We start from the raw sequence: 21,062 nt of genomic DNA on the forward strand, positions 1-21,062 counted from the left end.
CACGGGTGTACACCGTGACCTGAACCACTCCGTCGGAGTATTGACGCACTGCCTCGTGGCCCGTCATTGTTGTCGGTGTACAGATGTTCACTGAAAGGCGAAACACATGGCACTCGACCTCGGCGGCCGGATCCTCCGCTCCCGCACGGTTGCGGCGCTCGCCTCACCGCACGGCATCGACCGCTATCTTACCCAGATCAACCCGATGCTGGCAGCGCACGAGGTGCGCGCCCGCATCGTCGACATCCACCCGGAGGTCAGCGCGCCCGGCGCGCCCCGCGTGGCGACCGTGACCCTGCAGCCCACCTCGACCTGGCGCGGTCACCGCGCCGGCCAGCACGTCAGCGTCGGCATCGACACGGGGGAGGGGCGGCGTACGACCCGCGTCTTCACCGTCTCCAACACCGAGAGCAAGCCGGGTGACCCGCTCACCATCACGGTGCGTGCCCACGACGACGAGGACGCGACCCCCTACAGCATCTCGAAGTACCTGACCGAGCGAGCGACGGTCGGCACCCTCGTGCACCTCTCGCAGGCCGAGGGCGACTTCGTGCTCCCGCACCACGTGCCCGAGCACATCGTGCTCATCTCCGGCGGCTCGGGCATCACCCCGGTGATGTCGATGCTGCGCTCGCTGCAGCGGCGTACGCACCGCGGGAAGGTCACGTTCCTGCACTGGGCGCCGAGCGCGGAGCGCCAGATCTACGCCGAGGAGCTCGAGGAGATCCGCGGCCAGGGGCACGGCGTCGACCTGCACATCATGCACACCGCCGACGGGGCGCCCTACCTCTCGCCGGCACTCCTGGAGAAGCTCGTCCCCGGCTACCGCGACCTGCCCACCTGGGTCTGCGGCCCCGAGTCGCTCATCGAGGCGACCCAGGCTGCCTACGACGGCACCGAGTCGCTCCACGTGGAGTACTTCAAGCCGCCTCGCTCCGGCGGTGTCGCCGGCGGCGAGATGACCTTCTCCACGACCGGCAAGACCGTCGCCAACGACGGCGCCACGATCCTCGACCAGGCCGAGGCCGCGGGGCTGAGCCCCGAGCACGGCTGCCGGATGGGGATCTGCTTCTCCTGCACCGCCAACAAGAGCTCCGGGCTGGTCCGCAACGTCCTCACCGGCGAGACCTCCGAGCTGCCCGACGAACAGATCCGGATCTGCGTGAGCACGCCCGAGGGCGACTGTGCAGTCGACCTCTGAGCGCCGCGGACCCGTCCCACCACGGAACGTAAGGAACTGAACCCATGACCACCGTTGAGAAGACCGGCAACCGGCGGCTCACCGCCGAGGAGCTCGAGGCCTTCGGCGCCGAGATGGACGTCATCCGCCAGCGCATCGTCGCCGACCTGGGCGAGGACGACGCGGCGTACATCTACAACATCGTCAAGAAGCAGCGCGCCTTCGAGATCGCCGGCCGCTCGCTCTACTACCTGCCCGTGATCGGCTGGGTGCCTGCCGTCGCCTGCCTGTCGATCTCGAAGATCCTCGACAACATGGAGATCGGGCACAACGTCATGCACGGCCAGTACGACTGGATGGGCGACCCCGACCTCAACTCGCGCATGTTCGAGTGGGACACGATGGCGCCGTCGGAGAACTGGAAGTACGGCCACAACTACATGCACCACACGTTCACCAACATCGTGGGCAAGGACCGCGACGTCGGCTACGGCATCCTCCGGATGGACGAGGACCAGGAGTGGCGCCCCTACTACCTCGGCAACCCGATCTACGCCTTCTTGCTGATGACGTTCTTCGAGTGGGGCGTGGCGATGCACGACCTCGAGGTCGACGAGCTCGTCGCAGGCCGTCGCACCTGGGCTGAGAACAAGGAGATCGGCGCCCGGATCCTGCGCAAGGTGAAGGAGCAGACCCTCAAGGACTACGTGCTGTTCCCGCTGCTCACCGGGCCGCTGGCGCCGCTCACGTTCGCGGGCAACTTCACCGCCAACATCATCCGCAACCTGTGGACGTTCAACATCATCTTCTGCGGCCACTTCCCGGCCGGTGTGGCGTCGTTCTCGCAGGAGGAGTGCGAGGACGAGACGCAGGGCCACTGGTACTACCGTCAGCTGCTCGGCTCGGCCAACATCACCGGCGGCCGCCTCTTCCACATCATGTCGGGCAACCTGTCCTACCAGATCGAGCACCACCTCTTCCCCGACCTGCCCGCCCGCCGCTACCCGGAGATCGCCGAGGAGGTCCGCGAGATCTGCGAGCGCTACGACCTGGCGTACAACACCGGGCCGCTGCACAAGCAGCTCTTCGGCGTCTTCAAGAAGATCTGCCGCTTCGCTCTCCCCGACCGCAAGAGCAGCGACGCCGCTCCTGCCGGCGCAGCCCCGGCCATCGAGGAGGTCGCGGCATGAGCGAAGAGCGGCCACAATGGGTTGTCATGGAGCCTGAGCTGAGCAAGAACGAGATCCGCAAGGATGTCGCGCAGAGCGCCGTCGAGGTCACCGCCACCACCGTCGGCCAGGTGACCATGATCATCACCGGTGCCGTACGCGACGTGGCCGGTGCCGTCGGAGGCCTCGCCAGCGAGCTCTTCGAGCTCCGCGCCGCCGCCAAGCGAGCCGAGAAGGACCACCTCTCCGAGTAGCCCGTACCGGAGCCGAGAAGTCACTCCTGCGGGCCGAGGGGTCACTCCTGCAGGTCGAGAAGTTACCTCTGCAGGTCGAGTCGTCACTCAGGTGACGACTCGACCTGCGTAAGTGACTCTTCGGCCTGCACGAGTGACCCCTCGGCCTGTGGGGGTGACTTCTTGGTGGGTCAGTCTTCGGGGTCGTCGAGGCGGGCGAGCCAGGTGGCGAGGCGCTCGATGGCGGTCTCGTGCTCGGGGTGCACGTCGACGAAGGCCTGCAGCTGTTCGGCGAGCCAGGCGAGAGTGACCTCCTCGTCGCCTCGGCGGTTGACCAGCTCTTCGATCCCGCGGTCGGTGAAGTACATGAGGGCAGTCTTTCATCCGGGTCCGGGTCGGTCGCCGTCGAGCGGTGCAAGGGAGGCCGGACCACCGGCGAGGCCGCGAACGACAGTGGCGAGTGTGGCGTTGATGAGCCGCTCGCGCTCGCTCTCGGGCACGTAGCGGTAGGGACCGTCGACGAACAGCACCGAGAGTCCGTGGACGGCGGACCAGGCTGCCGTCTCTGCGTCAGGCCGTAGCTCCTGCGCGAGCCAGCCTGCCTCGAGCAGATCGTCGAGGGCGGTCGTGAGGAAGGCGTACGGCGGGGCCTCGGCGAGGATCTGGGAGAGATCCGTGGCGATGTGATCCTCGCTCGACTCGGGGCGGCAGAACGCGGTGCGAAACAGGCCAGGCTGCGCGAGGGCGAAGTGGATGTATCCCCGCCCTGCCGCCGTGAGTCGCTGCACGGCCGCTTCGGCCGGGTCGGGTGCGGGCGACTCGGCTGCGAGCAGCTCGAGGATCGTCGCGGTGAGTTGCTCCATCGCCTCGTGCTTGGCTGCGTGGAGCAGGTCGGACTGGTTGGCGAAGTGACGGTACGCCGCTGTTGGCGTCACGCCTGCTGCGCGGGCCGTCGCGCGAATCGTCACCGAGCCGGGACCGCCCTCCTCGGCGAGGGACACCGCTGCCTCGACCAGCGCATTACGCAGGTCGCCGTGATGGTAGGGCCGTGCCTGGGGCTCGGGCGTCGCAGCAGATTTCACGGTCAACATGTTGACACCCGCACACATCCCCTGCAAAGTTAACACCTGAAAAGTTAACGACTGCACACATTCCTCTGGAGGAATCATGTTCCACCGACTCGGCACACTCGTGGTGCTGCACCCGCGCCGGGTCCTGGTGATCGGCGTGATCGCCCTCCTCGGTGCGATCTATCTGGCCACCTCGGCGTTCGGCAAGCTCGACGACGCCGGCTTCGACGACCCCGCCTCGGAGAGCACTCGCGCGGCTACCGCGCTGGAGGAGGGCTTCGGAGACGAGGCTGGGTTCCTCCTGACCGTCAGTGCCGACGGCGGCAAGGTGACCGAGGGTGACGCGGCGAAGGATGCCCAGTCGCTCGTCGACCGACTCCGAGCCGACGACGATCTGACCCACGTCGTCTCGTATCTGGATACACCTGGATCCGGGATGGTCTCCGACGACGGCGCCCATGGGCTGATCTCCGTCGCGGCGAAGGATCCGGACAACGTCGACGCCGCCGCCGTGATCGACCGCTACACCGATGACACCGCGACCGATGGCTCCACGCTCGTCCATGTCGGCGGCCGGCTCGCCATCTTCGAGGAGATCAGCAGCCAGCTCGGTAGCGACCTCGGTCTTGCCGAGGCGATCGCGATCCCGCTGATGATCGCACTGTTGGTCCTCGCCTTCGGCAATGTCGTCGCCGCCTTCGTCACGATAGGGGTCGGTGGGTTCGCCATCGCCGGCACCTTCGCGGAGCTCTCGGTGCTCGGCAACGTCACCGACGTCTCGATCTACGCGCTCAACCTCACGACCGGCCTCGGGCTGGGACTCGCGGTGGACTACGGACTGCTGATGGTCGCGAGGGTTCGTGAGGAGCGGGCCGCCGGAGCGGGCCACGCCGACGCCGTCGTGCGTGCTGTGGAGACCGCGGGTCGGACCATCGTCTTCAGTGCAACGACCGTCGCCGTCTCCCTGGCCGCGCTGCTCGTCTTCCCGCTCTACTTCCTGCGTTCCTCGGCATATGCCGGGATCGGGGTCATGATCATCACCGCCGTCGTCGCCGTGGTGCTGCTCCCTGCCACGATCATGCTCCTCGGCGACCGGATCGACGCGCTCCGTGTCCCCGGCGTGCGCGGCCTCCATGGTGGGGCGGCCCCGTTCTGGACCCGGTTGGCCCGCTTCGTCACCCGACGTCCCTGGGTCGCGTTGCCAGTCGTTGCGATGCTGATCGCGATGGCGACGCCGCTGGCCGGCATCCAGTTCGGCACCCCCGACGACCGGGTGCTCTCGGCCTCCGCCGGGAGCCGTCAGGCAGGCGACCTGCTCCGTGAGGAGTTCGGTGGCGACGGCACCAGCCCGATCCGCGTCGTGACGACCTCGGCCATCGACGCCAAGAGTCTCGGGGCCTACGCCGCCGACCTCTCCCGGGTCGACGACGTGGACCGCGTCGACACCCGCGTCGGGACGTACGCCGACGGTTCCCTCGTCTCGAAGAAGCCTGCCCTCGCGCCCGGCGACGGCGCTGACGAGCTCGCCGTCGTCAACCAGCTCGATCGCCAGTCCGAGGAGGCGCGCGACCTGGTTCGCGACGTACGTGCCGTTCCCGCCCCACCGGGTGCCACCGCACTCGTCGGTGGTGGCGCCGCGGAGCTGCTGGACTCCCTCGACGCGATCGGTGCCAAGCTCCCGTACGCCGCCGGCGGCCTCGCGCTCGCGATGGTGGTGATTCTCTTCCTGTTCACCGGCAGCCTGGTCCAACCGCTGCGGGCTCTGACGCTCAACGTGATCGGCCTCGGCGCGACGGTCGGGACGATGGTCGTGATCTTCCAGGAGGGCTTCGGTGCCGATCTCCTCGGCTTCACGGCCCTGCCGCTCAACGTCTCGATGGTCGTCCTGCTGTTGGTGATCGCGTTCGGGCTCTCGATGGACTACGAGGTCTTCGTGCTCGGCCGGATCACAGAGATGCGCCGACGTGGTCTGAGCAACGTCGAGGCCGTCGTGCAGGGGCTCGCCCACACCGGGCGGATCGTCACCACGGCCGCCGCCCTGATCGCGACCAGCTTCTTCGCGTTCCTCGTCAGCGACGTCAGCTTCATGAAGTTCTTCGGCCTCGGCGTCGGTCTGGCGATCCTCATCGACGCCGTGCTCGTCCGCGGGATCCTGCTCCCAGCAGCGATGCGGATGCTCGGCGAGGCTGCCTGGTGGGCCCCGCGGCCGTTGCGCCGACTGCACAGCAGAGTCGGGCTGAGCGAGGAGCCGGCGACGGCCCCGCACCCGGTCACGGTCTGAGGCGGCCGACGGCGCTACTGCGCGTGGCACGGAGCCGAGACGTACGAAAGGGCCCCTCGGTGAAACACCGAGGGGCCCTTCGTGCTGTCGCTCTCAGATCACGCGAAGGCGCGCTCGATGAGCTCCTTCTGCTCGGCCGTGTGCCGCTTGATGGTGCCGACGGCGGTGGTGGAGGAGGCCTCGCGGGTGATCGGCTCCACCTCGCGGTCCAGCTGCGGAACCACGTTGAGGTAGTAGCTCGGCCACGGGCCCTGGTTGTAAGGCTCGTCCTGCACCCACTTCACGCGGGCGTCGGGGTACTTCGCGAGCTCGGTGGCCAGCTGCTCGGTCGGCCACGGGTAGAGCTGCTCGACGCGGACGATCGCGACGTCGTCGCGCTCGCGCTTCTTGCGCTCCACCGTGAGGTCCCAGGTGAGGCGTCCGGAGACGACCAGCACGGTCTTGACCTTGGAGGCGTCTGCCTCGGTGTCGGGGATGACCGGCTGGAACGAGCCCGAGGTGAAGTCTGCTGCCTGCGCGGCGGCCTCCTTGCGGCGCAGCATCGACTTCGGGGTGAAGACGATCAGCGGACGGTGCTCCTCGCCGAGCGTGTGCTGGCGCAGCAGGTGGAAGTACGACGCCGGGCTCGACGGCTGAGCCACGACCATCGCCTCGTCGGCGCACAGCGTGAGGAACCGCTCGATACGTGCCGAGGAGTGGTCGGCACCCTGGCCCTCGTAGCCGTGCGGCAGCAGCAGGACGACGCCGGAGTCCTGTCCCCACTTGGTCTTGCCGGAGGAGATGTACTCGTCGATCACCGACTGCGCGCCGTTGACGAAGTCGCCGAACTGCGCCTCCCAGATCACCAGGGCGTCCGGGCGGGCGACCGAGTAGCCGTACTCGAAGCCGAGCGCGGCGTACTCGGAGAGCAGCGAGTCGTAGACGTAGAACTTCGCCTGCTCCTCGGTGAGGTTGTTGAGCGGCGTCCACTCGTCGGCGTTCTTGCGGTCGATCATGGTCGCGAAGCGGGACACGAACGTGCCGCGGCGCGAGTCCTGACCGGCCAGCCGCACCGGGCGGCCGTCGAGCAGCAGCGAACCGAACGCGAGCATCTCGCCGGTGCCCCAGTCGATGCCACCGTCGGAGATCTGGGTCGCGCGACGCTGCAGCTGCGGCATCACCTTCGGGTGGACCGTGAAGCCCTCCGGCGGGGTGACGAACGCGTCCGCGATCCGCTTCAGCACGTCGGTCGTGATCGCTGTGACGGTCTCGCCGGCCGGCTTCTCCGGGTAGTCAGGCACGGTCTCCCACGCCTGCGGCATCTTGTCGGCCTCGCGGACCTCGGTGAAGACCTGCTCCAGGCGAGCCTGGTAGGCGGCCAGCACCTGCTCGGCCTCCTCGATCGTGATGTCGCCACGACCGATCAGCGACTCGGTGTAGAGCTTGCGCACCGAGCGCTTCTGCTCGATCAGGTCGTACATCATCGGCTGGGTGAACGACGGGTCGTCGCCCTCGTTGTGACCGCGACGGCGGTAGCAGATGAGGTCGATGACGACGTCCTTGTTGAACGCCTGGCGGTATTCGAAGGCGAGCCGTGCGACGCGTACGCAGGCCTCCGGGTCGTCACCGTTCACGTGGAAGATCGGCGCCTGGACCATCCGCGCGACGTCGGTCGCGTAGAGCGAGGAGCGCGAGGAACCCGGGGAGGTGGTGAACCCGACCTGGTTGTTGATGACCAGGTGGACGGTGCCACCGGTGCGGTAGCCGCGCAGCTGGGAGAGGTTGAGCGTCTCCGCGACCACACCCTGACCCGCGAACGCCGCGTCGCCGTGGACGAGCAGCGGGAGCACCGGGAAGAAGGCCGAGCCCTTGTCGAGCACGTCCTGCTTGGCGCGGGCGATGCCCTCCAGGACCGGGTCGACGGTCTCGAGGTGGGACGGGTTCGCTGCGACGGAGACCTTGATCTTGTCGCCCAGGTCGGAGAGGAACTCGCCCTCGGCGCCGAGGTGGTACTTCACGTCACCCGAGCCCTGCACCGTACGCGGGTCGATGTTGCCCTCGAACTCGCGGAAGATCTGGTTGTAGGACTTGCCGACGATGTTGGCGAGCACGTTGAGGCGGCCACGGTGGGCCATGCCGATCGTGACCTCGTCGAGCCCGGCCTCGGCGGCGGCCTCGCAGACCTCGTCGATGACCGGGATCGCGGTCTCGCCGCCCTCGAGCGAGAACCGCTTCTGGCCGACGAACTTGGTCTGCAGGAAGGTCTCGAAGGCCTCGGCCTCGTTGAGCTTCGACAGGATCCGGAGCTGCTCCTGACGCGGCGTCTTGTCGTAGGGCAGCTCGATCCGGTCCTGGATCCAGCGGCGCTGCTCGGGGTCCTGGATGTGCATGTACTCGATGCCGGTCGTACGCACGTAGGAGTCGCGCAGCACACCGAGGATCTCGCGCAGCTTCATGAACGGCTTGCGGCCGCCTGCGAAGGAGCCGACCGGGAACTCACGGTCGAGGTCCCACAGGGTCAGCCCGTGCGACTCGATCTGCAGGTCGGGGTGGCTGCGCTGCTTGTACTCGAGCGGGTCGGTGTCGGCCATCATGTGGCCGCGCACCCGGTGGGCGTGGATGATCTCGCCGACCTTGACCTGCTTGGAGATCTGGTCGTCGTGGGTGGTGTCGATGTCCTGGTTCCAGCGGATCGGCTCGTAGGGGATCCGCAGCGACGCGAAGATCTCGTCATAGAAGTCGTGCTCACCGAGCAGGAGCTTGTGCACGGTGGCGAGGAACTCGCCCGACTGCGCACCCTGGATGACCCGGTGGTCGTAGGTCGAGGTCATCGTCATGATCCGCGAGACCGCAGCCTTGGCCAGAGCCGAGTTGGAGGCGCCCTGGAACTCGGGCGGGTAGTCCATCGAGCCGACGCCGATGATCGCGGCCTGGCCCTGCATCAGCCGCGGCACCGAGTTGTTGGTGCCGATGCCGCCGACGTTGGTCAGGCTGACGGTGGTGCCGGAGTAGTCGGCCATGGACAGCTTGTTGTCCTTGGCCTTGCGGACGATCTCCTCGTAGGCCGTCCAGAAGCCGGCGAAGTCCATCAGCTCGCAGCCCTTGATGGAGGGAGCGACGAGCTGGCGGGTGCCGTCCTTCTTCTGCTGGTCGATGGCCAGGCCGAGGTTGATGTGCGGCGGGGTGACCTGGGTCGGCTTGCCGTCGATCTCCTCGAAGGTGTTGTTCATCGCCGGCATCGCCTTGATCGCCTTGATGATGGCGTAGCCGATGAGGTGGGTGAAGGAGACCTTGCCGCCGCGGGCGCGCTTGAGGTGGTTGTTGATGACGGTGCGGTTGTCCCACAGCAGCTTGACCGGCATGTTGCGCACCGAGGTCGCGGTGGGCACGCTCAGCGAGACGTCCATGTTCTTCGCGGTGGCGGCGCCGATGCCGCGCAGCGTGGTGTAGGTCGGCTCGTCACCGACGGCGACCGCGGTCGGCTTCGGGGCGTCCTTCGGCGTCGGCTTGGAGGTGCCCTGAGCCGGCTCGGCGGCCTCGGCCGGGGGCCGCGGCTTGGCCTTCGGCGCGGGGGCGGCCTTGGCCGCGGGCGCCTCGGGCGAGGCGGGCGTCGTCGGCGCGGCGGAGTCGGGAGACTTGGCGGCGGGAGCGGCCGCCGGAGCCTTGGCCGCGGGCGCTGCCGGGGCGGACGACGTGGTCGACGACTTGGCGGCGGGCGCGTCCGGTGCCATCGCACCGTTCTGTGATGCGCCGGGCTGTCCGTTCGTCTCGAAGAACTTCACCCACACGGGGTCAACACTGCTGGGATCCTTCGTGTACTGGTCGTACATCTCCTCGACCAGCCACTCGTTGGCGCCGAATTCCGCTGGGATGTCGGCAGTGTTGGGGGACGGGGTGCCTGAGGACACGGCTTGATTCGCCTCTTCCGAATTTTCGCACAGTAAGAAATGGTTGCCCACGCGCAAGGCTATCCCCCCGGACACGCAAATGCCCGATGCTGGCCGCACCTGTGGACAGGTTGTAATCCGTCCCACATCTTGCGTTATCCGCCGGCCGAGGTTGCAACCCGGGTCGATGTGCGTACAGTGGCCCGGTCCCAGAGCAGGTCGACGAGGCGGATTCCCCAGATGGCGAGCAGTATTTCCAAGCGGTGCCGGCCGATCGGCCGGCGTGCCGCAGCAGCACTCACGGCGGCGATTCTGAGCGGCACGATGGCGCTCGCCGGCTGCGGCGGAGACTCCGAGAAGTCGGCGCCCTCGCCCTCCCCGTCACCGACGCCGCCGCCGACGGTGCAGTCCGAGGCGAAGCTCATCCACGTGCAGGGAAAGTTCCCCAAGAACCGCCGCCAGGCAGCGGCCACGAACGTGGCCAAGGTCGTCGACCGCTGGTTGCAGGCCGCGTACGTCGGTGGCGACTATCCGCGCGCCACCTCGACCTTCTCCGCCAAGTCGCTCCCGGGCTTCTCCCAGGGCGCGATCAGCCAGGCCGGCAAGCAGATGTCGCTGATGAGCAACGCCACGATCGCCCCGCACATCGACGGCGTCAAGGTCGTCTCCAGCGACGTGCACGTCGACCTGCTGGCCAGCAACAACTACCCGGTCGGTGCGCTCGCGCGCGTGCAGCTCGTCTACGACACCGACGGCGAGCGGAAGTCGCGCCAGACCGTGCGCGGCACCCTCGACATGGTGCCGACCGAGACCTCCTGGGCCGTCTTCGGCTTCGACATCACCCGCGAGGAGAAGCTGGCGAAGCCGGCCTCTGCCTCCGCGTCGCCTAGCTCGTCGGGAGACAAGTCATGAAGAACCTCACCGCCCTCGCCTCCCTCCGTCACCGCCTCCTGACCACGCTCGCGCTGGGCGTGGTGCTCGCCCTGACCGCGGTGATGGTGCCCGACGCGCAGGTCACCGAGCCGCGCGCCGAGCTGATCGCGACCAAATGGGCCAAGGGTCTCGACGTCGGCAAGTTCACCGGCAAGGGCGGCACCATCTGGATCCTCGCCGTCGGCTCCGACGCCCGTCCCGGCCAGAAGGTCACCCGCACCCGCGGCGACGCCCTCCACCTGGTCGGCTTCAACCCGTCCACCGGGTATGCGACCGACATCAGCATCCCGCGGGACTCCTACGTCAACATCCCCGGCCAGGGGCGCGACAAGATCAACTCGGCTCTGCTGAACGGTGGCCCGAAGGCCATGGGCCGCGCGGTCGGCAACATGGTCGGGGTGCAGCCGCACTACGTCTTCGTCTCCTCCTTCTGGGGCACGAGCGACATGATCAACGGCATCGGCGGCGTCGACGTCGACAACCCCCGCGCGTTCACCGACTCCTACGTCGCCCCCTACGGCTTCAAGAAGGGCCGGATCCACATCAACGGCCCCCACTCGGTCGACTTCGCCCGGGCCCGTCACGGGCTGGCCAACGGCGACTTCGACCGCTCGGCCAACCAGTCGCGGATCCTGCGCGGCATCCACCGCAAGGTCGTGGCCCGCCAGCATGACGTCGGGTTCATGGCCAAGGGCGTATCGCTGGTGATGAAGAAGATGCACACCTCGGGCGTCTCCGGTCGCGACCTCTACCAGCTCGCCAACGCGGTCGCCGCGATCAACCCGGGCAAGATCCGCACCTGCGTCGTTCCTGGTGGGATCGGCAACGCCGGCGCCGCCAGCGTCGTCTTCCCCAACGTCGGCGCAGCCAAGGCGATGGGCAATGACGCGCGTCGCGACGGCCGGCTCAACCGGGGCTGCCGGGGCTGAGCCCCGGTCGGCCGGCTTCGACCGCGGACTGGCCCACGACCGTTCGTACGGGCATGGCACCATTCGGCCATGGACATCAGCTATCCGGTCACGATCGCCGCCGCTCGCACCTGGTTCAAGCTCGGTGACATCACGATCAACATGACCGGCGAGGAGCACATCCCCGAGAAGGGCGGTGCGCTGCTGGCCGTCAACCACCTCTCCTTCGTCGACTACATCATGGCCGGCGTCCCGGGCGCCGACCGCGGCCGGCTGACCAGGTTCATCGCCAAGAAGGAGGTCTTCGACCACCCGGTCGGCGGACCGGTGATGCGCTCGTTCCACCACATCCCTATCGACCGCAGCTATGGCGCGGCCGGCATGAAGAAGGCTGTCGACTACCTCCAGGACGGCGAGATCGTCGGCATCTTCCCCGAGGCCACCCTCTCGCGCTCGTTCCTGATCAAGGAGCTCAAGACCGGCACGGTCCGCATCGCCGCCGAGGCCGGTGTGCCGCTGATCCCGGTCGTACTGTGGGGCACCCAGCGGATCCTGACGAAGGGGAAGAAGATCGACCTCTCGCGTCACAAGACGATCGGCATGGAGATCGGTGCCCCGCTGCCGGTGACCGGTGAAGACCCTGCCGCCGAGACCGCGGAGCTGAAGTCGCGGATGGAGGCCATGCTCGACCGGCTGATCAAGGCCCACCCCGCCGAGGAGCAGCCTCCGGGGTCGTGGTGGCTGCCGAAGGCCTACGGCGGCTCGGCGCCCACGCTCGAGGAGGCCGAGGCGATGTACGCCGAGGAGCGCCGCCTCCGCGCCGAGCGCAAGGCTGCGAAGAAGAAGTCGTAGCGGGCTAGGTCGTGACGCCGGCGCGCTCGGCGACGGCGCCGACCTTCGCCTGGAACATGTCGAGCGACTTCGCGTCGTTGCCGGTGATGTGCTCGACAGCGGTCATCGCGGTGATCGCGACGTCGAGGAGCTCGTCGACGACATCGTCGTAGGTGTGGGTGATGCCCTTACGGGGGTTCTGGCCGGTGGCTCCGATGAGTGCGGCGATCGCCTCGCCGGCTTCTTCGCTCACCTTCGCAACTCTCCCCCAGAGAACGGCCTCCGCGTCGCGATCACCCTGGGACTCATCGAGCCACCGCGAGAGATTCGCGAGCAGAGCCGGCGTAGCGTCGGTCATGCGATCGGAGTCTAGGGCTGTTCTCGCAATCCGGTCGACCCCTAGATATCTGTCTACTCGGCCGGTTGGTAGACCCCGAGGCGGTTTCCGGCCGGATCGGTGAAGATGAAACGACGCCCGCCGGGGTAGTCGTAGGGCGGCTCGGCGATGGTGCCACCGGCCTTCTCGACGGCCGCCACCGCGGCTTCGAGGTCGGTCGTGCGGATCAGGGGGAGCGGCGCGACAGGCGTCTCGGACGGATACATCCCACCGCTCTCACCAGCGCCGTCGGGGCCGACGACGCCGGCGTACATCCCGCCGTAGTCGTTGAACGACCAGCCGAAGGCCGACTCGTAGAAGGTGCGAGCGTGCGGGAGGTCGGTGACCGCGAGCTCGAGGTAGTCGATGCGCATGGAGTTCATGCCCGGCGACGCTACCGGCGACCACCGACACTTCCGCTCGCGCGCGACTCAGCCGAAGGCGACCTGGAAGCCCTTGCCGCGGAACGATCCGACCTTGGTGGCCCCGCGCAGGTAGGCGAGCGGGCCGTCGGGGTCGAAGGTCCAGCTGCCGCGAGCGGGCAGGAGCTTCGCGCTGCCCTCCATCGTGAGCCAGGCCGTGTCGGGGTGCTCCTCGATGCCCGGCTGCTCGACGCCGCCCTGCATCGGCAGGCGCGGGGCGAGCTGGGTGACATCGCTGAACCGGGCGGTCGCGATCGGCCCGTCGTCGTGGCTCGTCTCCCAGGTGTGGGTCGCGAGCGGCCCCTTCGTGGAGGCCTCACCGCCGAACTTCGCCAGCCCCTTCGGGATCGCCCACAACGTACGGCCGCCGGCGACGGAGTCGGGGGAGTCGACCCAGATGTCGACCACGCTCACCGCCTTCTTTCCGTTGGACGCGGTGATCACTCGCGCGGACAGAAGCTCGTGATAGGTCAGCGGGCTCGGCTCGGTGTAGTCGACCAGCGCGACGGCGTAGATGCCCTTCGGGTGCCGCTCGTCGACGTCGTGGGCGAGTCGATAGACCGAGAGCCACATCGAGCCGTGCATGTGCCAAGGGGCTGGGGGATAGGTCGCCATGCATCCATGAAACACGTTCTATCCCGAGTTTGCATGCCGGCGGTCCACGAAATGAAAAAACCGCTGGTCACCCAGCGGTTTCATCTGTGCCCCCGGCAGGAATCGAACCTGCGGCCTACGGTACCGGAAACCGGCGCTCTATCCCCTGAGCTACGGAGGCGTGCACTGCCTGAGCAGTGCAGTGGGAACCCTACAGGCTGGGACGGATAAGGGGGAATCCGACTGGCGCTTATACGCTGGACCTTGTGACTCCTGAGCAGCTTTCCACCGCGGTCGTCGATGTCCTCACCGCGCTCGTCGATGAGGGTGCGATCACCCTTCCCGACGGCGTGCCGAGCACTGTGACGGTGGAGCGACCCCGACAGAAGGGGCACGGTGACTACGCCACCAACGTGGCGCTGCAGCTGGCCAAGAAGGCGGGCATGAACCCGCGCGCGCTGGGTGAGCAGATCGCCGCCAAGCTCAAGGAGAGCGACGGGATCGCCGACATCGAGATCGCCGGTCCCGGGTTCCTGAACATCTCCGTCGAGGCCGGCGCCCAGGGCAAGCTGGCGGGCGAGATCGTCGCGGCCGGTGAGACCTACGGCAACAACACGACGTTCACCGGCCACACCATCAACCTGGAGTTCGTCTCCGCCAACCCGACCGGCCCGCTGCACCTCGGTGGTGTCCGCTGGGCCGCGGTCGGTGACGCGCTGGGCCGTGTGCTGGAGGCCTCCGGCGCCGAGGTCACGAGGGAGTACTACTTCAACGACCATGGTGGCCAGATCGACCGCTTCGCCCGCTCGCTGCTCGCCTGGGCGCAGGGCAAGCCGGTGCCGGAGGACGGTTACGGCGGGGCGTACATCGAGGAGATCGCCAAGCAGGTGCTGGCCAAGCGCCCGGACGCCCTCGAGAGCAACGACCCGCAGGAGGTCTTCCGCGAGATCGGTGTCGACCTCATGTTCACCGAGATCAAGAAGAGCCTGCACGACTTCAACGTCGACTTCGACGTCTACTTCCACGAGGACAACCTGCACAAGTCCGGTGCCGTGGACCGCGCCATCGAGAAGCTCCGCGAGCTCGGCAACGTCTATGAGAAGGACGGCGCGATCTGGCTGGCGACCGAGAAGTTCGGTGACGACAAGGACCGTGTCGTCATCAAGGCCGACGGCAACGGGGCCTACTTCTCCGGAGACCTCGCCTACTACCTCGACAAGCGCGAGCGCGGCTTCGACCGCTGCTTCATCATGCTCGGCGCCGACCACCACGGCTACGTCGGCCGGATGATGGCGATGTGCGCCGCCTTCGGCGACACCCCGCACGAGAACCTCGAGATCCTGATCGGCCAGATGGTCAACCTCCTCAAGGACGGCCAGCCGATGCGGATGTCGAAGCGCGCCGGCACCGTGGTCACCATCGACGACATCGTCGAGGCGATCGGCGTCGACGCGGCCCGCTACGCGCTGGCCCGCTACTCCAGCGACTCCAACATCGACATCGACCTCGACCTGTGGGCCAAGGCCGACAGCGCCAACCCGGTCTACTACGTGCAGTACGTCCACGCCCGCACCTGCCGGATGATGGCCAACGCCGCCGACCATGGCATGGCGATCGACCTCGACACCTTCGACCCGTCGCTGCTCGTCCACGAGCGCGAGGGCGAGCTGCTGCGCGCGCTGGCCGAGCTGCCGCGCGTGGTCGCGACCGCCGCCGAGCTGCGTGAGCCCCACCGGGTCGCGCGCTACCTGGAAGACACCGCCGGGATCTTCCACCGCTGGTACGACGATGACGACTGCCGCATGCTGCCCAAGGGCGACGAGCCGGTGGCCCCGGTCAACCTGGCCCGGCTGGCGCTCGTCTCCGCGGCCCGCACCGTCTTCGCCAACGGCCTCGGCCTGCTCGGCGTATCGGCCCCCGAGCGGATGTGACCACCGTCGAGTCGGCTCGTCCTGACCGGATCTCATGCCGAGTCGGCTCGTCATGACCAGCCGACTCGGCATGAAAACGTGTCAGGACGCGCCGACTCGGCGTGAGGAGAGGAGCGGGCAATGAACTCGCATGTTTCGCCCGGTGGCTTCACCGGGACGTCGCCGGTGTGGCTGCGTGAGCCCGAAGACGTCAACGCCCTGGTGCCGGCTCTGTGGTCGGCGACCGCCGCCAAGGATGCCAACGGTGTGCTCGCCGTCGGCGGCGTCGCGCTGCCCGACCTGGTCGCCAACGTCAACACCCCGGCGTACGTCCTGGACGAGGTCGACTTCCGCGAGCGCGCTCGCGCGTTCCGTGACGCGTTCAGTGGCTACGACGTCTACTACGCCGGCAAGGCGTTCCTGTGCACCGAGGTGGCGCGCTGGGTGGCGCAGGAGGGGCTCTGCCTCGACGTCTGCTCCGACGGCGAGCTCTCGGTGGCGCTGCGCGCCGAGGTCGACCCCGCGAAGATCGGCTATCACGGCAACAACAAGACCCCGATGGAGCTGCGCCGCGCGATCGTCACCGGCGTCGGCCGGATCATCGTCGACTCCTTCGACGAGGTCGACCGGGTCGCCGCGATCGCCGCCGAGACCGGGATGACCGCGCGTGTCATGGTGCGGGTCACGGCCGGCGTGGAGGCGCACACCCACGAATACATCGCCACCGCCCACGAGGACCAGAAGTTCGGTCTCTCGATCTCGTCGGGCGACGCCTTCGAGGCCGTACGCCGCCTCCTGGACGCCCCCGGCGTCGAGCTGCTCGGGCTCCACTCCCACATCGGCTCCCAGATCTTCGACTCCTCCGGCTTCGAGGTCGCTGCCCGGCGGGTGCTGGCGCTGCAGACGCGGATCCGCGACGAGCTCGGCACCGAGCTGCCCGAGATGGACCTCGGTGGTGGCTTCGGCATCGCCTACACCACCCAGGACGACCCGTCGGACCCCAAGGCGCTGGCCGAGGAGCTGACCGCGATCGTCGAGCACGAGTGCCGTGGCTACGGCCTCGCGGTGCCGCACCTCTCGATCGAGCCGGGGCGCGCCATCGTCGGCTCCGCGATGTGCACCGTCTACACCGCCGGCACGGTCAAGGAGGTCGCGCTCGACGGTGGCGTCACCCGCACCTACGTCAGCGTCGACGGTGGGATGAGCGACAACATCCGCACCGCTCTCTACGACGCCGACTACTCCGCCACGCTCGCCGGCCGGGCCTCGTCGGCCGAGCCCGTGCTGGGCCGCGTGGTCGGCAAGCACTGCGAGTCGGGCGACATCGTGGTCAAGCACGAGTTCCTGCCCGGTGACATCGCCCCCGGCGACCTGATCGCGGTGCCCGGCACCGGCGCCTACGGGCGCTCGATGGCCTCCAACTACAACCACGCCCTGCGTCCACCGGTCGTGGCGGTGCGTGACGGGGAGTCGCGGGTCATCGTGCGACGGGAGACCGAGGCGGATCTGTTCGCGACCGACCTCGGCTGAGATCTCAGGAACGCCGAGGTCTCAGGAACGCAACGCCCGCAGCACCGCCCGCCCCCGCGGTGAGAGGCGGTAGCCGACGGCGAGCGACTCGGTCAGTCCGAGCTCCTTGAGGCGGCGGATGTCGGCCTTGAACGGCTTCTTCTCCCGCCCGATCGAGGCCGCGACTGTCTCGGCCAGCTCGGCGGGCCGGGCCTCGATGAGCTCGAGATGCTCCCGGGTCCACGCGCCGCGGCGGCTGCGGCGGTCCATGTCGGCCAGCTTCGCGACCAGCGCGGCGGTCTCCTTCTTCCCCGGTCGCTTCGCGCGCAGCGCGACCCGCTCGTCGTCGCCGGCGTGGCGCAGCTCGATCCGGTAGGCGTCGCCGTCCTTGCGGGAGAGGAATGCCAGCAACGCGTCGAGCGTGGTGCCCGCCCGGCGTGCGTCCTCCTCGGTGAGCGCGTCGGGGGAGACGCGCGAGACGGAGACGAACTCGATCACCCCCATCCGGGTGCGCTGCCGGCCGCCGGCGACGTGCATCGGCCGCTTCCAGCGGCGGAAGGCGAGATCGACCTCGCCGGTGCGGATGCGTTCGAGGTCGGCGTTGGGGAACATCACCCACCCATCAAACCGCCTCGTCGGCGGCGCGGCAGCGGGCTGCGTACGAAATCCGGTTTCGCCCTCCTGAAATTCGGGGCTCCGGAAGCCTACGATGGCGCCATGCCTCGCGGGGTCTACTCAGAAGGACAGCGTGCGACGCCGGCCACGGCGCCGCGAGTCTCCGCCGCCCGTCTGACCCGGGAGCGACGGGGGAGCGTCACGAGCGCCGCGGAGACGTTCGGCTGGCCGGTGGTGAGCGGCAAGGCTGCCGCGCAGCGGCCGGTGCGCTGGGAGGTGCTGGGCCCCGACGTACGCGCGGAGCGGTGCGACCTCGTCGTCGACGGCACCTGCGACGGGATCCTGGTGGAGTACTGGCACGGCAAGGCGTCCGCCGAGCGTGGCCCGTGGCGACCGGCCAGCTGGGTCGTCGTGCGGGTGCCCGCGCATCTGCCGAAGACCCGCGCGATGATCGGCCTCTCCCCGGGCTCGGGCAGCTCGGGCACCGGCCGGGTCTCCACGCCGGTCTTCTTCCCGCCCGAGTTTCGTGCCAAGACCAACGTGAACACGCCCGACGGGGCGGTGATCGCGGCCGACGAGGAGCACGCCCGGGCGCTGTCGCGGTTCGCCAGCCACGTCGTCGACGAGCGGCTGTGGGTGGTGGCGAGGTCCGACGCGATCACCATCACCACCGACGTCGAGCCCGACGCGGAGGAGCTGCTCCGCCGCGTACGCCTGGCTCGTGATGTCGCCGCGGTGCTCCGCCCGCTGCCGGAGCTCTCCTGAGCCGATCCCGGAAATACCTTGACCTCAAGTCAGCTTGAGCATGTTGGCTTGGCATATGAGAGCGATCAGACAGCACGAGTTCGGCGGCCCTGAGGTCTTGAGCATCGAGGAGGTGCCCGACCCGGTGCCGGGCCCGGGCCAGGTGCGCATCCGGGTGGAAGCCGCGGGGATACACCGCCTCGACACCTCGATCAGAGCAGGTGACCTCCCGCCGACGATGCCGAGGCCCGAGCTGCCGATGACCCCGGGTCGCGAGGTCGCCGGAGTGGTCGACGCGATCGGCGAGGGCGTCGACGAGGCCTGGGAGCAGGCGAAGGTCGTCGCCCACCTCGGCCCGGGCAGCAGCGGCGGCTACGCCGAGCTGGCGATCGCCGACCAGACCCAGCTATACCGCCGCCCAGACGGCCTCGGCGCACCCGAGGCGGTGGCGGCCATCGGCACCGGGCGTACGTCGGCGGCAGTGCTCGAGGCCGCCGAGATCACCCCCGACGACGTCGTCGTGGTCACATCCGCGGCGGGCGGTATGGGTGCGATCCTGCTCCAGGGCGTCCGCAACGCAGGTGCTCGTGCCGTCGGACTGGCCGGCTCCGCGGCCAAGCTCGAGATCGCTCGTGGCTTCGGCGCGCAGACGGTGATCGACTACCGCAGCGACGGCTGGCTCGACGCTCTGCGTGCCGCGGAGCCGCGCCTGACCGTGCTCCTCGACGGGCTCGGGGGTGAGGAACCCCGCCGGGTGCACTCGGCTCTCGACCCCGACGGACGGATGGTGCGCTTCTCCGGCGACCAGCACGGCTATCAGGGTGCGGCGAAGATCATCGACATCCTCGGTCCTCGCATCCAGGGCCGGATCAAGGAGTTCGAGCAGGCCTCGCTCGCGGCTGCCGCCGACGGCACCCGGAAGCCCTACGTCGGCTCCCCCTTCCCGCTGGCCGACGCGGCAGCCGCCCATCGCGCGCTCGAGAACCGGGAGACCAGCGGCAAGGTCGTGCTCCTTCCCTGAGCTTGGCCGAGCACGAGCGGCGTCCAGGTGTCCGCGCACAGAGCGGAAGTCGGAGCCGGGGGCAGGTCCCAGATACCCTGGGCGCGTGAGCAGCAACAAGACGACCGCACGCGCTGTCGAACCCCTGGGCGTCGCCGTCCTCGGTTGCGGCGTGGTCGGGTCTCAGGTGGTCCGGCTCCTGCTCGAGGGCGACGCGGATCTCGCCGCCAGAGTCGGTGCGCCCTTGGAGATCAGGGGCGTGGCCGTACGCCGCCTCGACGCGCCCCGCGACGTCGAGGTGCCCGCCGACCTGCTCACCACCGACGCGCACGGCCTGGTCGCCCGCGACGACGTCGACCTCGTGGTCGAGGTCATCGGCGGCATCGAGCCGGCCCGCGGCCTCATCCTCGAGGCGCTGGAGAGCGGCGCCAGTGTCGTGACCGCCAACAAGGCCCTCCTCGCCGAAGACGGCCCGACGCTCTACGAGGCCGCCGAGAAGGCAGGCACCGACCTCTACTACGAGGCCGCTGTCGCCGGCGCCATCCCGATCCTGCGCCCCCTGCGCGACAGCCTGGTCGGCGACCAGGTCACCAAGGTGATGGGCATCGTCAACGGCACCACCAACTACATCCTCGACAAGATGGACACCTACGGTGCCGGCTTCGAGGAGGCGCTCGCCGAGGCCCAGGAGCTGGGCTACGCCGAGGCCGACCCGACCGCGGACATCGAGGGCTTCGACGCGGCCGCCAAGGCCGCCATCCTGGCCTCGCTCGCGTTCCACACCCGAGTCACCGCCAGCGACGTCTACCGCGAGGGCATCACCGAGGTGACCGCCGGTGACGTCGCCAGCGCGAAGGCCATGGGGAGCGTCGTCAAGCTGCTCGCGATCGCCGAGCTCGACGGCGACGAGGTCTCGGTCCGCGTGCACCCGGTGATGATCCCGCGCAGCCACGCGCTGGCGACCGTGCGCGGCGCCTACAACGCCGTCTTCGTCGAGTCCGACTCGGCCGGTGACCTGATGTTCTACGGCCAGGGTGCCGGCGGTGAGCCCACCGCGAGCGCTGTCCTGGGAGACCTGGTCACGATGGCGCGCCACAAGGTGCTCGGCATGCGGAGCTTCGGCGAGTCCGCCTACGCCGACCGCGCGGTGCGCCCGATGGGCGACACGGTCACCCGCTACCACGTGAGCCTCGACGTGGCCGACAAGGCCGGCGTGCTCGCCGCCGTCGCGACCGACTTCGCCGAGCACGGCGTCTCGATCAACGCCGTACGCCAGGAGGGCCGCGGCGCCGATGCCCAGCTCGTCGTGGTGTCCCATGAAGCCCCCGATGCCGCGCTCGCGGCCACCGTGCAGCACCTGCGCGAGATGGAGTACGTCCGCGACGTCGCCTCGGTGATGCGCGTAGAAGGAGCAGTCTGAG

At 68.8% G+C, this 21,062-nt stretch carries 19 protein-coding genes and 1 tRNA gene; 12 read left to right on the forward strand and 8 right to left on the reverse strand.

The genetic code is table 11. The annotated features are described in order from the left end of the window. Nucleotides 1-106 precede the first annotated feature (106 nt). Genes FB381_RS06600 through FB381_RS06610 form a run of 3 tightly spaced genes read left to right on the forward strand, consistent with a single transcriptional unit; the run spans nucleotide 107 to nucleotide 2,603 of the window. A complete protein-coding gene (locus tag FB381_RS06600; RefSeq protein ID WP_141779554.1) occupies nucleotides 107-1,201 on the forward strand; it encodes a flavin reductase family protein in 1,095 nt (364 codons plus the stop codon). 44 nt (nucleotides 1,202-1,245) lie between these two features. Then, nucleotides 1,246-2,370, forward strand: coding sequence for a fatty acid desaturase family protein (locus FB381_RS06605; protein WP_141779555.1), 1,125 nt, complete (start codon nucleotides 1,246-1,248; stop codon nucleotides 2,368-2,370). 26 nt (nucleotides 2,371-2,396) lie between these two features. After that, nucleotides 2,397-2,603: a hypothetical protein gene (locus FB381_RS06610; RefSeq protein WP_141779556.1), complete on the forward strand. Its 207-nt coding sequence runs from the start codon at nucleotides 2,397-2,399 to the stop codon at nucleotides 2,601-2,603. A 170-nt stretch (nucleotides 2,604-2,773) separates the two neighbouring features. Here FB381_RS06610 and FB381_RS23850 read toward each other — a convergent pair whose 3' ends face one another. Both FB381_RS23850 and FB381_RS06615 read right to left on the reverse strand, forming a co-directional pair. Next, on the reverse strand, nucleotides 2,774-2,950 hold the full coding sequence (locus tag FB381_RS23850; protein WP_170225078.1) for a DUF6104 family protein: 177 nt from the start codon (nucleotides 2,948-2,950) through the stop codon (nucleotides 2,774-2,776). A gap of 12 nt (nucleotides 2,951-2,962) precedes the next feature. Then, nucleotides 2,963-3,664 (reverse strand): TetR/AcrR family transcriptional regulator, encoded by a 702-nt coding sequence (locus FB381_RS06615; RefSeq protein WP_211352339.1) that lies wholly within the window; start codon nucleotides 3,662-3,664, stop codon nucleotides 2,963-2,965. Between the two features lie 85 nt (nucleotides 3,665-3,749). Between FB381_RS06615 and FB381_RS06620 the strand changes: the two genes are divergently transcribed. Continuing rightward, on the forward strand, nucleotides 3,750-5,933 hold the full coding sequence (locus FB381_RS06620; RefSeq protein WP_141779558.1) for an MMPL family transporter: 2,184 nt from the start codon (nucleotides 3,750-3,752) through the stop codon (nucleotides 5,931-5,933). A gap of 98 nt (nucleotides 5,934-6,031) precedes the next feature. Here the strand turns inward: FB381_RS06620 and FB381_RS06625 are convergent, their stop codons facing one another. Further along, nucleotides 6,032-9,820 (reverse strand): multifunctional oxoglutarate decarboxylase/oxoglutarate dehydrogenase thiamine pyrophosphate-binding subunit/dihydrolipoyllysine-residue succinyltransferase subunit, encoded by a 3,789-nt coding sequence (locus tag FB381_RS06625; RefSeq protein ID WP_211352340.1) that lies wholly within the window; start codon nucleotides 9,818-9,820, stop codon nucleotides 6,032-6,034. A 219-nt stretch (nucleotides 9,821-10,039) separates the two neighbouring features. On the opposite strand from FB381_RS06625, the gene FB381_RS06630 reads away from it, so the two are divergent. The 3 genes from FB381_RS06630 (at nucleotide 10,040) to FB381_RS06640 (ending at nucleotide 12,492) form a co-directional block, all read left to right on the forward strand. Then, nucleotides 10,040-10,711 carry a hypothetical protein gene (locus FB381_RS06630; RefSeq protein ID WP_141779559.1) on the forward strand — a complete coding sequence of 224 codons (672 nt, stop codon included), beginning with the start codon at nucleotides 10,040-10,042 and terminating at the stop codon, nucleotides 10,709-10,711. Then, nucleotides 10,708-11,661, forward strand: a complete 954-nt coding sequence (locus FB381_RS06635; RefSeq protein WP_141779560.1) for an LCP family protein — start codon at nucleotides 10,708-10,710, stop codon at nucleotides 11,659-11,661. Before FB381_RS06630 ends, FB381_RS06635 begins: the two co-directional genes overlap by 4 nt. Before the next feature lie 69 nt (nucleotides 11,662-11,730). Beyond that, nucleotides 11,731-12,492 (forward strand): lysophospholipid acyltransferase family protein, encoded by a 762-nt coding sequence (locus tag FB381_RS06640; RefSeq protein WP_141779561.1) that lies wholly within the window; start codon nucleotides 11,731-11,733, stop codon nucleotides 12,490-12,492. A 4-nt stretch (nucleotides 12,493-12,496) separates the two neighbouring features. Here the strand turns inward: FB381_RS06640 and FB381_RS06645 are convergent, their stop codons facing one another. The 4 genes from FB381_RS06645 to FB381_RS06660 all read right to left on the reverse strand — a co-directional run bounded on the left by FB381_RS06645 (nucleotide 12,497) and on the right by FB381_RS06660 (nucleotide 14,044). Continuing rightward, nucleotides 12,497-12,724 (reverse strand): MazG-like family protein, encoded by a 228-nt coding sequence (locus FB381_RS06645; protein ID WP_211352341.1) that lies wholly within the window; start codon nucleotides 12,722-12,724, stop codon nucleotides 12,497-12,499. A gap of 158 nt (nucleotides 12,725-12,882) precedes the next feature. Then, complete coding sequence (locus tag FB381_RS06650; RefSeq protein ID WP_141779563.1) at nucleotides 12,883-13,230, reverse strand: VOC family protein; 348 nt, start codon at nucleotides 13,228-13,230, stop codon at nucleotides 12,883-12,885. A gap of 48 nt (nucleotides 13,231-13,278) precedes the next feature. Continuing rightward, on the reverse strand, nucleotides 13,279-13,884 hold the full coding sequence (locus tag FB381_RS06655; RefSeq protein WP_141779564.1) for an acetoacetate decarboxylase family protein: 606 nt from the start codon (nucleotides 13,882-13,884) through the stop codon (nucleotides 13,279-13,281). A gap of 87 nt (nucleotides 13,885-13,971) precedes the next feature. Further along, nucleotides 13,972-14,044: transfer RNA gene (locus FB381_RS06660), tRNA-Arg, on the reverse strand. 85 nt (nucleotides 14,045-14,129) lie between these two features. Between FB381_RS06660 and argS the strand changes: the two genes are divergently transcribed. Together argS and lysA are read left to right on the forward strand one after the other, a co-directional pair. Next, a complete protein-coding gene (gene argS / locus FB381_RS06665) occupies nucleotides 14,130-15,794 on the forward strand; it encodes an arginine--tRNA ligase (protein ID WP_141779565.1) in 1,665 nt (554 codons plus the stop codon). A 120-nt stretch (nucleotides 15,795-15,914) separates the two neighbouring features. Next, nucleotides 15,915-17,303: a diaminopimelate decarboxylase gene (gene lysA, locus FB381_RS06670; RefSeq protein WP_141779566.1), complete on the forward strand. Its 1,389-nt coding sequence runs from the start codon at nucleotides 15,915-15,917 to the stop codon at nucleotides 17,301-17,303. A gap of 21 nt (nucleotides 17,304-17,324) precedes the next feature. On the opposite strand, the gene FB381_RS06675 is transcribed toward lysA, so the two are convergent. Further along, the gene (locus tag FB381_RS06675) at nucleotides 17,325-17,894 is read right to left on the reverse strand and encodes a hypothetical protein (RefSeq protein ID WP_246087991.1); all 570 of its coding nucleotides are present in this window, start codon (nucleotides 17,892-17,894) and stop codon (nucleotides 17,325-17,327) included. A 105-nt stretch (nucleotides 17,895-17,999) separates the two neighbouring features. Between FB381_RS06675 and FB381_RS06680 the strand changes: the two genes are divergently transcribed. The 3 genes from FB381_RS06680 to FB381_RS06690 all read left to right on the forward strand — a co-directional run bounded on the left by FB381_RS06680 (nucleotide 18,000) and on the right by FB381_RS06690 (nucleotide 21,061). Beyond that, the gene (locus FB381_RS06680) at nucleotides 18,000-18,662 is read left to right on the forward strand and encodes a hypothetical protein (protein WP_141779568.1); all 663 of its coding nucleotides are present in this window, start codon (nucleotides 18,000-18,002) and stop codon (nucleotides 18,660-18,662) included. A 55-nt stretch (nucleotides 18,663-18,717) separates the two neighbouring features. Beyond that, nucleotides 18,718-19,662 carry a zinc-binding dehydrogenase gene (locus FB381_RS06685; RefSeq protein WP_141779569.1) on the forward strand — a complete coding sequence of 315 codons (945 nt, stop codon included), beginning with the start codon at nucleotides 18,718-18,720 and terminating at the stop codon, nucleotides 19,660-19,662. Between the two features lie 85 nt (nucleotides 19,663-19,747). After that, on the forward strand, nucleotides 19,748-21,061 hold the full coding sequence (locus tag FB381_RS06690; protein WP_141779570.1) for a homoserine dehydrogenase: 1,314 nt from the start codon (nucleotides 19,748-19,750) through the stop codon (nucleotides 21,059-21,061). The last annotated feature ends 1 nt before the right edge of the window (nucleotide 21,062 follow it).

This window comes from Nocardioides albertanoniae (genome assembly GCF_006716315.1).
In the GTDB taxonomy this organism is placed as follows: domain Bacteria; phylum Actinomycetota; class Actinomycetes; order Propionibacteriales; family Nocardioidaceae; genus Nocardioides; species Nocardioides albertanoniae.

Coding starts and splice junctions, on each gene's coding strand:
- FB381_RS06600 (WP_141779554.1), top strand. CDS start 107: ATGGCACTCGACCTCGGCGGCCGGATCCTCCGCTCCCGCACGGTTGCG.
- FB381_RS06605 (WP_141779555.1), top strand. CDS start 1,246: ATGACCACCGTTGAGAAGACCGGCAACCGGCGGCTCACCGCCGAGGAG.
- FB381_RS06610 (WP_141779556.1), top strand. CDS start 2,397: ATGGAGCCTGAGCTGAGCAAGAACGAGATCCGCAAGGATGTCGCGCAG.
- FB381_RS23850 (WP_170225078.1), bottom strand. CDS start 2,950: ATGTACTTCACCGACCGCGGGATCGAAGAGCTGGTCAACCGCCGAGGC.
- FB381_RS06620 (WP_141779558.1), top strand. CDS start 3,750: ATGTTCCACCGACTCGGCACACTCGTGGTGCTGCACCCGCGCCGGGTC.
- FB381_RS06630 (WP_141779559.1), top strand. CDS start 10,040: ATGGCGAGCAGTATTTCCAAGCGGTGCCGGCCGATCGGCCGGCGTGCC.
- FB381_RS06635 (WP_141779560.1), top strand. CDS start 10,708: ATGAAGAACCTCACCGCCCTCGCCTCCCTCCGTCACCGCCTCCTGACC.
- FB381_RS06640 (WP_141779561.1), top strand. CDS start 11,731: ATGGACATCAGCTATCCGGTCACGATCGCCGCCGCTCGCACCTGGTTC.
- FB381_RS06650 (WP_141779563.1), bottom strand. CDS start 13,230: ATGAACTCCATGCGCATCGACTACCTCGAGCTCGCGGTCACCGACCTC.
- FB381_RS06655 (WP_141779564.1), bottom strand. CDS start 13,884: ATGGCGACCTATCCCCCAGCCCCTTGGCACATGCACGGCTCGATGTGG.
- lysA (WP_141779566.1), top strand. CDS start 15,915: ATGAACTCGCATGTTTCGCCCGGTGGCTTCACCGGGACGTCGCCGGTG.
- FB381_RS06675 (WP_246087991.1), bottom strand. CDS start 17,894: ATGTTCCCCAACGCCGACCTCGAACGCATCCGCACCGGCGAGGTCGAT.
- FB381_RS06680 (WP_141779568.1), top strand. CDS start 18,000: ATGCCTCGCGGGGTCTACTCAGAAGGACAGCGTGCGACGCCGGCCACG.
- FB381_RS06685 (WP_141779569.1), top strand. CDS start 18,718: ATGAGAGCGATCAGACAGCACGAGTTCGGCGGCCCTGAGGTCTTGAGC.